Origin of the sequence: uncultured Sphingomonas sp. (genome assembly GCF_946477935.1) — a bacterium.
Classification (GTDB): domain Bacteria; phylum Pseudomonadota; class Alphaproteobacteria; order Sphingomonadales; family Sphingomonadaceae; genus Sphingomonas.
In genome coordinates, this window is record NZ_CAMLAC010000113.1 from 1 (window position 1) to 11288 (window position 11288).

Here is an 11288-nt window from a genome sequence, read left to right on the forward strand (position 1 = left end):
GCGGAGACGACAATGCACTAACTATCAACCCGGACCACCCGGTGGGGGCTGCTCAAAATGGGGGTGGCTGCTGGTCACGCTCTACGGCGGCCCGATCATGGCCGCGGCCTATGTCCTGTCCTGCCAGGAACCGGCGAACGAGCGGCACGAGGACTTCGTTCGGCCGCTCTGGAAGCAGGCGTTCGGGTCGGCCATTCATTGCATGGCGGGTGACGCGACCGGCGTCATCGCCGCGGCCGCGATCACCACGGCACTCGGCCTGCCGATGTGGCAGGACGTGATTGCGGAATATGTGTTCGGCTTCGCGTTCGGGCTGCTGATTTTCCAGGCGCTGTTCATGCGCGACATGGCGGGCGGTTCCTATTGGGGGGCGCTTCGCATGTCGTTCATCCCCGAATGGCTTTCGATGAATGCCGTTATGGCCGGCATGATCCCGACGATGGTGGTGTTGATGAGCCGGGACATGGCTGCGATGCACGCCAACTCGCTTCGCTTTTGGGGCGTCATGTCGCTTGCGACGCTTGTCGGCTTCGCCGTTGCCTACCCTATCAACCTTTGGCTTGTCGGCGTCCGGTTGAAGCACGGCATGGGCACGGTGCGCGTACTCGGGCATGGCGGGCACGAGGTCGCCGCGGACCGGCAATCGGCTACGCCGATGCCGGACATGAAGCACGATGCGATGGCAGGGATGAGCGGCATGGGGACGGGCCCGCGCGTGACCGGACCGCAGATCGTCGCGATGACGGCGCTGACGCTCCTAATGCTTGGCGCGGGCATCATAGTTGCAACGCTGTTCGGCCGATGGGCGATGTAGCATCGCCTCGATCGACGGAGATCGCGACAAGGGGTGATTCCGCGGCGCGCGTATCAGGGGCAGGCGGGGACTCACACGGAGGTAGAGAGATGCACCAGATCAACCCCGACATGAAGGCGTGCATGGACGCCCTGCCACGAATGCCATGTGCCCTGCCTTCACATGGCGATGAACCATTGTCTTAAATGGGTGGCCAGCACGCCGTGCGGCAATTTGTCATTGGCGGTGCCAATTGGCAGGGAGGCCGAGGCTGTCCCGGGAGACCGAAACGCGATTGAAGACGCCGTAGCCAATCGACAGGAACTGGACCGGGCGACACGTGCCATCGCCGTGTTGCCAACGACCTTGAAGGAATCGCTGGTCCTCCGGACTATCGAGGGCATCAGCCAAGTCGAAACCGCACTGATACTCGACATAAGCGAGAAGGCGGCCGAAACGCGTCTCTATCGCGCCCGCCAACGGGCAGCATCGCTGTCGTAACAGCTTGGCCCCACCCTGTTCGGCAAAAAAGAAGGCACGAGTTTGAGGGGTAAGCGATCTGCCGTCGTATCGTATGCATGGGGGATACAACGGATGCGCGCCGCGGAGACGGCTTTTCGACCAAATCTGGGCAAGACATGGAGCGCGGCGACCAGAAGTCGGGTCAGGGCGCTTTTGCGGTTATGGATGCCATGCGCTGTGTCCTGGCAGTCGTAGTCGCGTTCGCACATGCTTGGTATCTCCTCATCGAAGATTATTGCGGGCAAGCCTCGGTCGCGGCTTCGGCCGGCTATTTTTTGGCTGGTTATGCGCATGCAAGCGTCATTCTTTTCTTCGTGCTCAGCGGCTTCTGGATCGCGCGCAGTATCGACAGACGGATCGGGGATTGGCATTGGTCAAGCTACCTGATCGACCGCCTTGCGCGATTGCTGGTCGTGCTAGTGCCGGCATTGGTGATCGGTGGAGCGCTCGACGCGGTGGGCCTCTACGCCCTCGAGTCATCGACCCATCTCGGCACGACCGAGACTTACGTGCTGCGCAAGGATGTCGTCGGCGCGCTCGAGTGGCATGTGCTGCTAGGCAACATTCTCTTCTTGCAGGGCATCGTGGTTGCGCCGTTCGGCACTAACGGACCACTTTGGAGCCTCGCTTATGAATTCTGGTTTTACATCTGGTTTCCGGCCATTGTCGTCAGTTGGAGGCAACGTCGCCCGTCAATCTTCTTAATTTTTATCGGTCTGGCCTGGATTACGCCATTCATGCTGATCGGCTTTGCTTGTTGGCTTTGTGGTGCTGCGCTTCATGGTATGACCAAAACGCATCTGACCGATTTTCCCCGATCACCGATTGGCCGCACCTGGCTGATCATTGCGAGCAGCATATTACCGGCAATACTTATCGTTGTGCGGGTTGTCGGACTGGAGGGCCTTGAACTGGCACTGGCGGGCGCATTCGCACTTTTTCTATATATATTGCTACGAGCGAATCCGCCAACGCCGCGCTGGTTGCGACCGTTCGCCGGTTATGGAGCAAAAGCCAGCTTTTCACTCTATGCCATGCACTTTCCAATCATGGCATTCGCCGCAGCGTTGTTAGTGGGCTCTGAGCGCTTACCACCAACGGCGGGCAACATCGCACTTGTTGGCGCTACGCTCGCACTTGCAGTTTTTGCCTGTGGTCTGTTTGCGACTCTCACCGAACGGCACACCGCGCGGGTACGCACCTTCTTCTACGCCAAGCTGTTGACCGTCCAGAAAGCGTGCGCGGGCCGTTTGGTATCCTAGAACTGCAGCAAGGCTTGTCGAATCGGTGAGGGGTGGATGGATTACGCACGTATCATCCACTGACTGTTATGGATGCGCTAGCCTGTCCGGCGTAAGCGTGGTCAGCAGGCCGTCTTGCGGTAGCGCCGGTAGCAGGGATGCTTGTCGCCTTTGACGAGGGCGCGGCCGTGCGGGAAGTTTTGGGTTCTACGACCAGTCATACGAGCACTCGTATGACTGGTCGGATGGAGGTGGTTGGCCGGGTGTCAGGCCGGCGCCGATGGTCGGACACGGAGAAGCTGGAGATCCTGGCGGAGGCGTTCCGACCGGGGGGTCGGGTCTGCGATGTCATCGCGCATCGCGAGGTATCGAGCAGCCTGATCTACACGTGGCGCAAGCAGCTGCGCGAAGGCAAGTTGGCCGGGGCGATGCCGTCGCTGCCGGTATTTGCCGAGGTACAGGTGGCGGAACTGACGCCGCCAGCGCCACAGCCGGCGCCATATCCATCGGGGCTCATCCAGATCGAGTTGCCGGGCGGCGTGCGGGTGAGTGTCGACGCAGGCGTGGATGCAGATGTGCTTGCACGGGTTTTGTCGGTGCTGCGATGAGCCCGGTGCCAGTGCCGTTGCCGACGCGGGTGTTCCTGGCGTGCGGCGTGACCGACATGCGCAAGGGGTTCGATGGCCTGGCGGTGCTGGTGCAGCAGGTGCTGGCGCAGAACCCGCATTCCGGAGCGCTGTTCGCGTTCCGCGGCAAGCGCGGTCATCTGGTCAAGCTGCTGTGGTTCGATGGGCAAGGTCTTTGCCTGTTTTCCAAGCGGCTCGACCGGGGCCGCTTCGTCTGGCCAGTGACCGCGACCGGCACCGTGACACTGACGCCGGCGCAATTGTCGATGCTGCTGGAAGGCATCGACTGGCGTCGGCCTGAGCGGACGTTCACGCCGACACTGGCGGGGTAAGAACGGCGGTTTTGCGCCACTTTCCCTCGCCCAGCGACCTGCAATCTGCTATGGAGACAGCGTGTCGGAAGCGCCTGTTTCCATAGCAGATGCCACCGCGCGGATCGCCGCGCTGGAGGCTTCGCTCGCCCGGGCCAATGCCGCGCTGGCCGCTCGCGACCTGCTCATCGATACCCTGCGCGGACAGATCGCGCGGCTGCGGCGGATGCAGTTCGGCGCCTCGTCCGAGAAGCTGGGGCGCGAGATCGAGCAGCTCGAACTGGCGCTGGAGGAACTCGAGACCGAGCGCGATGCGCCTGGGCCTGAGATGGTTGACCCTGGCGTGGCGGTTCGGCCGGTGCCCGTCCGCAGTCTGCCCGGACATCTGCCGCGCGAGGAGGTCGTCCACGAGCCGGCGTCGGGTGCCTGCACCTGCCCGGACTGTGGCGGTGCGTTGCGCGCGCTCGGCTTGGACACACACGAGATGCTCGACATTGTGCCGGTGCGCTGGCGCGTCGTGCGCAACGTCCGCCCCAAAATACAGTTGCCGGGTATGCGAGAAGATTGTCCAGGCACCCGCACCGGTGAGCGCTGTGGCCAGAGGCAAGGCGACCTTCGCGACGCTGGCGCACGTCGTCGTCTCCAAGTTCGACCACCATCTGCCGCTCTACCGCCAGGCCGAAATGATGGCAGCGCAAGGTATCGACATCGACCGCTCGACATTGGCGAGCTGGACCGGACAGGCCGCAGCACTTCTCGACCCCATCGTCAGCCGCATCCGCGACGAGGTGCTCAAGGCCGACAAGATCCATGCCGACGACACGCCGGTGCCGGTGCTCGACCCCGGCCGGGGCAAGACCGCGACTGGCCGGTTATGGGTGTACGCGGCCGACGACCAGGCATCCGGCAGCACGGCGCCGCGCGCGACCTGGTATCGCTTCACGCCAGACCGCACCGCCGCGCACCCGCTGTCTCATCTCGCCGGCTTCCGCAACTTCCTGCAGGCGGATGCCTATGCCGGTTATGACGGACTGTATCGGGGTGGCGTCACCGAGGTGGCATGCTGGGCACATTTCCGGCGCAAGGTCTTCGACCTGCACGAACGGTCGCCTACACCGCTGACCACCGATATCCTCGAGCGGATCGGCACGCTTTACGCTGTCGAGGCCGAGGTCCGTGGCCAACCACCCGACGTGCGATGGCGAGCCCGACAGGAGAAAAGTCGACCGCTGGTCGACGCCTTGCGCGAGGTGCTCGACGCCAGCTTGCGCCGCCTGTCGTCGAGGTCCGACATGGCAAGGGCCATCGCCTATGGCACGAAACGCTGGCTAGCGCTGTCGCGCTTCCTGGGTGATGGTCGCCTGGAGATCGACAACAATATCGCGGAGCGTGCGCTGCGCGGTGTCGCGGTCGGACGCCGCAACTGGCTGTTCGCCGGTTCGCGCGCAGGCGGCGAGCGGGCCGCGGCCATCTACACCATCATCCAGACGTGCAAGGCGAACGGCGTCGACCCACCGGCGTATATCGCCGATGTCATCGCCAAGGTGGCCGGTGACTGGCCAGCCAGCCGCTGGGACGAACTCATGCCGTGGAACTGGTCCCCCGAACCTGCCAGACTGGCGGCATGAGCGTCGAGACCATCGCCCGCCTGCATATCGTCCTCGATGACATCGAACCCGCCATCTGGCGCCGGGTCGACGTGCCGGCGACCGCCAGCCTCAAGATGCTCCACGACATCGTCCAGGCTGCGATGGGTTGGGAGGACTACCATCTGTGGCATTTCGAGGCCGCCGACCAGCGCTACGGCATTCCCGACCCAATGTGGCCGGAGAGCGGCATGACCGCTGCAAAGAACGTGAAGCTCGCGACGCTCATCGATCGGGGCGTGCGGGAGTTCGTCTATACCTACGACATGGGCGACGACTGGCGGCACACCATCACCATCGAGACGGTCGGCCCCGGCGAACCCGACGTCAAATATCCGTGCTTCGTCGACGGGGAACGGCGCTGCCCGCCCGAAGATGTCGGCGGCTTGCCCGGGTTCGAGATGTTCCTTGATGCCATGGCCGACCCCGGCCACGAAGAACACGACCGCTTACGTGAATGGTATGGCGGCCCCTACAACGCCGACGACATCGACGAACGCTTCACCCGCCGCGCCGTCGCCGCCATCGCCATCCGCCGCCACGCCGGCAAACTCGCCTACCAAAAGAGCCGCACTCAATAGCAAGGCGGTCTGCTGCCCACGCTTACTGTCCGGCGACGCGCGACACGGCGCGGCGCACTTATGCGGGCGGGCGGCATCAACACGGGAGAGTAGCGATGATGAAGAACGCATATGTGAGCTTGGCGGTGCAGACCGTCGTCAGCGGCATCATCATGTATTTCGTTATGTTCGTGATGATCGACAGTTTAGGCAGCTTCTACAACAACCTGAATATGTTCTATATGACGCTGATGATGGTCGCGCCGATGGTAGTCGCGATGATCCTCGCCATGCGCCATATGTTTCCTTCCAGGGCGGCGAACAGCGCACTAATTATCGGCTCGATCGCGGTCTTCCTCGGCAGCTACGCGCTGATCCGGACGCAGACGACGATCGGAGACCGGGCGTTCACGCGGTCGATGATTCCGCATCACTCGGGCGCGATCCTGATGTGCCAAGAGGCGTCGCTCCGTGATCCCGAGTTGAAAGCGCTATGCGGCGAAATCATCAAGGGGCAGCGCCGCGAGATCGATCAGATGAAGGCCATTCTTCCCCGGCTTTGAACCGAAGCGCGACTGATAGGACAAGCCACCCAACGATTATCGCTTCGGCGGATGAGGGGGGCGCGCTTCCGGCGCGTAGAAAATTGACACGACCCGAGGAGATCGAGCTGCGTATTGTACCCGTGCTGGCGACCCTTGCCTTGCTCGCTACCCCGGCCCTAGCCCAGCAGGCGGGGCATCAGGGCATGAACCATCAAGGCATGGATCATTCCAAGATGATGCAGCCAACCGCGGCCAACCCCTACGGCCGGCCGAGATGGACATGCACCAGAAGATGATGGCGGCGAAGGGAGCCGATGCCGGCGAGACGTGGATTCGCAAGATGATCGAGCATCACCGCGGTGCGGTCGCGATGTCGCAGATCGCGCTTCGCAGTTCCCAGAATGCAGAGGTCCGGGGCGAGGCGCAGAAAGCCATCACAAGCCAGAACCGCGAAATCGCGACCCTGAATGCGATGCTCCGCAAAATGGGCAAGCCTGCTCAATAACCGCATGGTCCCGCTCCAATCGGACGGGACCGCCAACGATGCTTCGACCAAGATCTGTATGCGCTACCTGATCGCCGCGCTGGCGCTGGGCGTTCGTCGGACGACCTTGGCGGCGACGTGACGGTGAAGGCCGAGCGGGGGACACGCCAGTTCGCGACCGGCGACCGCATCATGTTCCTTCGCAACGAACGGGGCATGGGGGTCAAGAACGGCACGCTCGCCCGATCGAGCGGGTATCGCCCGAGGGCATGGCGGTGCGCCTCGATGACGGGCGCGGTGTCGCGTTCGACACCAAGGATTATGCCCATGTCGATCATGGCTATGCCGCCACCATCCATAAATCGCAGGGGGTGACGGTCGATCGCGCCCCTGTCCTCGCCACCCCCGGCATGGACCGGCACAGCGCCTATGTCGGCATGTCGCGGCATCGCGACGACGTGCATCTCCATTACGGCCGCGCGACTTCGCCGACCAGCGCCAGCTCGTCCGCGCCCTGTCGCGCGACCGGGGCAAGGGACATGGCGGGCGACCATGCCCGGCCCGAGCAGGACCAGGCCCGCGCGTTCGACCGGTTGCGTGCCGCGATAGAAGGTCAGGACCGTGAGCTGGCATTGCTACGCCGTGCCGTGGAGGGCTTGGCGGCCGAGCGCGCCGCGCGATCAACGTGCCCGACTACAGCAAGGCGCTTGGCGTGCTTCAGCAGGGCGTGGACACGGCGACCGGCCGCATCGACCATGTTGTCCATATTCTTTCCAAAGCCCCGGTCATGGCGATGACGCCCAAGCAGATGGCGCAGCGCATCGCGGCGTGAACGCTCGGCCTACCACGTTGGGAAGCAGGGCAGCGCCTAATGCAGAGCGCCAGCCCGACCGCGTTCCGTGGGATCGTCGCGGCCGACAGAATCGTGACGGTTAATCGCGAAGCGATTGAAAGGTGCGTAGAAGCTGCTGCGAAAGCCCGTGAGACGGTGCGATGCACCGTCAAGGTCGCGCCCGCCCCATAAAGTAACAACGCGGACTTTTGAGGCTTCAGCCGGTGTCATGACCGTTTCAGGCCGGTGCACTTATGATCGCGAGGCGGGCGCGTGCGGATCAACGCACAATCCTTTTACGCGCCCGCCCCGAAAGCCCTCAGGCAAAATAGGGCTCTCTATTGCGTCACCGCGAAGCCGGCCTTCTCTATGGCCCGCTTGAGTTGCTGTACATCGGCCGTCGAGTTTACCGAAACGGTCTTGCTCGCCAAGTCGACGTTGACGACGGCCTTGGCATCGACGCGCTGAAGCGCGCTGGTCACACCGCGCGCACAGCCTCCGCAGGTCATTCCCTGAACTTTGAAATCGATCATCTTCGTTCTTCCATGAGGTGGATGAAGCAGATGTGGGGTTTGACACTGTGTCAGGGTCAAGGGGTGTATTTAGCTGTTGACCTTGACACGATGTGAGGGACGATAAGGCCATCGACTCAGTAGTGGAGACGACCATGAGCGCCCCGGCGCAGCTGCCAATGCAGACACAGGCGAGAAGCGAAGACAGGCTGTCGCTGGCCATCGATGGCATGACCTGCGCGACGTGTGTCGGGCGGGTGGAGCGCGCCATCGCCGGGGTGCCGGGCGTCGCCGGCGTCTCGGTCAATCTCGCGACGGAGCGCGCGAACGTCGAGTTCGTCGATGGACGATCCGATGTCGCTGCCGTAGCCGATGCGGTTCTTGCGGCGGGCTACACCCCGTTGACGCAAACGACCGAGTTGACGATCACGGGCATGACCTGCGCCTCATGTGTCGGCCGGGTCGAGAAGGCGCTGCTGAAAGTGCCCGGCGTCCGCTCCGCGAGTGTCAACCTGGCAGCCGAGACGGCGCGGATCGAAACGGTGGGTGGCGTCCCCACTTATGTCTTGGTCGAGGCCGTCGAAAGCGCTGGTTACACCGCATTCGCGCGCACCGGATCGGCGGAGGCGGAACGAAGCGCCGAGGACGCCCGCCGCGACGCAGCCGCAACAAGAGAGCTCCGCCACGTGCTGATCGCCGCGGCGCTGTCGCTGCCGCTGGTCGTTCCGATGCTGCTGGCCCCGTTCGGTATCGAGGTGGCGGTGCCGGGCTGGATCCAGCTGCTGCTCGCGACGCCCGTGCAGTTCTGGCTGGGCGCGCGCTTCTATCGCGCGGGTTGGAAGGCCGCGCGCGCCCGAACCGGCAACATGGACCTGTTGGTCGCGATCGGCACATCGGCCGCCTACGGGCTCAGCCTCTACCAGCTGCTGTTCGCGCCGATGCACGGCATGGATGCGCATTATTACTTCGAGGCTTCGGCCGTCGTCATCACCCTTATCCTGCTCGGCAAATGGCTCGAAGGCCGCGCCAAGCGTCAGACCGGAGAGGCGATCCGCGCGCTGATGGCGCTGCGGCCCGACCAGGCTCGCGTTGTCGGCACCGACGGCAGCGAACGAGAGATTGCCCTGGCGGAGGTGCGCTCGGGTGACCGCGTCCGCGTCCGGCCCGGCGAGCGCATCCCCGTCGATGGACGACTGATCGAGGGAGCAACCCATGTCGATGAATCCATGCTCACCGGAGAGAGCCTTCCGGTCGCCAAGGCCGCTGGAGACCCAGTGACCGGCGGATCGATCAACGCGGACGGCCTCATCCTGGTCGAGACGACGGCGGTGGGGGCTGAGACCACCCTCGCTCGCATCGTGCGCCTTGTCGAAAGCGCGCAGGGCGCCAAGGCTCCGATCCAGCGGCTCGTCGACAAGGTCAGCGCCGTGTTCGTGCCAATCGTCCTCGTCATAGCCGCGCTGACCCTCGCCGGCTGGCTGATCGCCGGCGCCGGAGTGGAAGTCGCGATCCTGAACGCGGTCGCGGTGCTCGTCATCGCCTGTCCGTGCGCGCTCGGCCTGGCCACGCCGACCGCGATCATGGCCGGCACGGGCGTTGCCGCGCGGGCCGGTGTCCTCATCAAGGACGCGGAGGCGCTGGAGACCGCGCACCGCATCAACATCGTCGCGTTCGACAAGACCGGCACGCTGACCGAGGGCAAGCCCTCGCTGCTGGCCGCACTGCCGGCCGAGGGGGCCGAACGCGCCGAGCTGATCGCGCTCGCCGCGGCGCTTCAGGCTGGAAGCGAGCATCCGCTCGCCCGGGCCGTCTTGGCGTGGGCCAGCTCGGAAGGCGTCGAACCCGCCCGCGCCAACGGGATGCGCGGCCTGCCCGGCCGCGGGGTTGCTGCAGACGTCAACGGCCGCAACCTGATCCTCGGCAGCACGCGCTTGATGGACGACGAAGCTATCGTGATGACACCGCTGGCGAGTGAGGCGGCCAGGCTGGAAGCCGAGGGACGGACGGTCTCCTGGGTCGCGGAACGCGCGCCCGAACGCCGCCTTCTCGGCCTTCTGGCGTTCGGCGACGAGGTCAAGGCTTCCGCCGCTGCTGCCGTGGCGGCGCTGCATGGCCGTGGCATACGCAGCGTGATGCTGACCGGAGACAATGCGGGAAGCGCCCGCGCAGCGGCGGCCAAGCTCGGCATCGACGATTTCGTTGCCAATGTCCTGCCGGAAGGAAAGTCGGATGCGGTAGCAGCATTGCGGGGCGGGGACCGCACGGTCGCGATGGTCGGGGACGGCGTCAACGACGCCCCTGCCCTCGCTGCAGCAGATGTCGGCATCGCCATGTCAACCGGAACAGACGTTGCGATGCACGCAGCGGGCATCACGCTGATGCGGGGCGATCCGCGCCTGGTCGCGGACGCGATCGACATCTCCAAACGGACATATTCCAAGATCCGCCAGGGGCTGTTCTGGGCGTTCATCTACAACCTGGTCGGCATCCCGCTGGCAGCGTTCGGGTATCTAAGCCCGGTGATCGCCGGCGCGGCGATGGCGCTGTCGAGTGTCAGCGTCGTCGCCAATGCTCTGACGCTTCGCCGTTGGCGTCCGACAGCGGCTTGAGGAGGCGATACGTGAATATAGGACAGGCGGCCAAAGCTTCGGGCGTCAGCCAGCGGATGATCCGCCATTATGAGGCGATCGGCCTCATTCCGAAGGCCACGCGGCGTGATTCCGGCTACCGCGACTATGACGAACGCGAAGTCCACATGTTGCGCTTCATCGGCCGCGCACGCGATCTGGGCTTTCCAATTTCGGAGATCGGCCAGCTCGTCGCGCTGTGGCAGGACGGCGATCGGGCGAGTGGTGAGGTCAAGGCCCTCGCGCTTGCACGAGCCGCGGAGATGGAGCGCAAGGAGCACGAGCTCCGAGCGATGCGCAAGTCGCTCGAAGATCTGGCGCGTCGCTGCGCGGGCGGAGATCGACCGGATTGCCCGATCCTGGACGATCTTGCGATCGGAGTGGAACATGTGAGTCTGCGTTGCGCTAAAGAAAAGGGTTGACCTTGGACCATGGTCCGAGCCGCAAGGACGGTGAAGTCCCGACCCCGGCGAGGGAAAGCGCCAAGAACCGCGTATATACAAGGGGAGGGGGGCGCATATGGAAGGAAAGACAATGCATCAGATCGATCCCGAGATGAAGGCGTGCATGGACGCCTGCCATGAATGCC

Annotated in this window: 12 protein-coding genes and 2 pseudogenes; 13 read left to right on the forward strand and 1 reads right to left on the reverse strand. The window is 64.2% G+C overall.

The window, feature by feature from the left end:
• From Q0U08_RS12450 to Q0U08_RS12500, 11 genes and pseudogenes are all read left to right on the forward strand, one after another.
• The coding region (locus Q0U08_RS12450) for a DUF4396 domain-containing protein (protein WP_298091724.1) at positions 1–814 on the forward strand (814 nt) is incomplete at its 5' end.
• A gap of 162 nt (positions 815–976) precedes the next feature.
• The gene (locus Q0U08_RS12455; RefSeq protein ID WP_017183481.1) at positions 977–1294 is read left to right on the forward strand and encodes a sigma factor-like helix-turn-helix DNA-binding protein; all 318 of its coding nucleotides are present in this window, start codon (positions 977–979) and stop codon (positions 1292–1294) included.
• Between the two features lie 137 nt (positions 1295–1431).
• A complete protein-coding gene (locus Q0U08_RS12460; protein WP_066487700.1) occupies positions 1432–2577 on the forward strand; it encodes an acyltransferase in 1146 nt (381 codons plus the stop codon).
• A 212-nt stretch (positions 2578–2789) separates the two neighbouring features.
• Entirely contained in the window at positions 2790–3164 is a 375-nt protein-coding gene (locus Q0U08_RS12465; RefSeq protein ID WP_037447081.1) for a transposase, read from the forward strand.
• Positions 3161–3514 (forward strand): IS66 family insertion sequence element accessory protein TnpB, encoded by a 354-nt coding sequence (tnpB, locus tag Q0U08_RS12470; protein WP_298091725.1) that lies wholly within the window; start codon positions 3161–3163, stop codon positions 3512–3514. Before Q0U08_RS12465 ends, tnpB begins: the two co-directional genes overlap by 4 nt.
• A 43-nt stretch (positions 3515–3557) precedes the next feature.
• Positions 3558–5121: pseudogene (locus Q0U08_RS12475) on the forward strand (IS66 family transposase).
• Positions 5118–5720 (forward strand): plasmid pRiA4b ORF-3 family protein, encoded by a 603-nt coding sequence (locus Q0U08_RS12480; protein WP_242417704.1) that lies wholly within the window; start codon positions 5118–5120, stop codon positions 5718–5720. The pseudogene Q0U08_RS12475 and the gene Q0U08_RS12480 overlap by 4 nt, the downstream one beginning before the upstream one ends.
• Before the next feature lie 95 nt (positions 5721–5815).
• Positions 5816–6262 carry a DUF305 domain-containing protein gene (locus Q0U08_RS12485; protein WP_081796470.1) on the forward strand — a complete coding sequence of 149 codons (447 nt, stop codon included), beginning with the start codon at positions 5816–5818 and terminating at the stop codon, positions 6260–6262.
• 262 nt (positions 6263–6524) lie between these two features.
• Positions 6525–6749, forward strand: coding sequence for a DUF305 domain-containing protein (locus tag Q0U08_RS19875; RefSeq protein ID WP_340689027.1), 225 nt, complete (start codon positions 6525–6527; stop codon positions 6747–6749).
• Between the two features lie 90 nt (positions 6750–6839).
• A pseudogene (locus tag Q0U08_RS12495) lies at positions 6840–7315 on the forward strand (Ti-type conjugative transfer relaxase TraA); the annotation flags it as partial.
• Positions 7316–7599: 284 nt separating this feature from the next.
• Positions 7600–7752, forward strand: coding sequence for a DUF6118 family protein (locus tag Q0U08_RS12500; RefSeq protein WP_007407005.1), 153 nt, complete (start codon positions 7600–7602; stop codon positions 7750–7752).
• 146 nt (positions 7753–7898) lie between these two features.
• On the opposite strand, the gene Q0U08_RS12505 is transcribed toward Q0U08_RS12500, so the two are convergent.
• Positions 7899–8093, reverse strand: coding sequence for a heavy-metal-associated domain-containing protein (locus Q0U08_RS12505; protein ID WP_007407007.1), 195 nt, complete (start codon positions 8091–8093; stop codon positions 7899–7901).
• Between the two features lie 158 nt (positions 8094–8251).
• Here Q0U08_RS12505 and Q0U08_RS12510 point away from each other — a divergent pair, with 158 nt between their 5' ends.
• Both Q0U08_RS12510 and cueR read left to right on the forward strand, forming a co-directional pair.
• Positions 8252–10681, forward strand: coding sequence for a heavy metal translocating P-type ATPase (locus Q0U08_RS12510; RefSeq protein WP_046407148.1), 2430 nt, complete (start codon positions 8252–8254; stop codon positions 10679–10681).
• Between the two features lie 11 nt (positions 10682–10692).
• A complete protein-coding gene (cueR, locus tag Q0U08_RS12515; RefSeq protein ID WP_082731082.1) occupies positions 10693–11121 on the forward strand; it encodes a Cu(I)-responsive transcriptional regulator in 429 nt (142 codons plus the stop codon).
• Positions 11122–11288 lie beyond the last annotated feature (167 nt).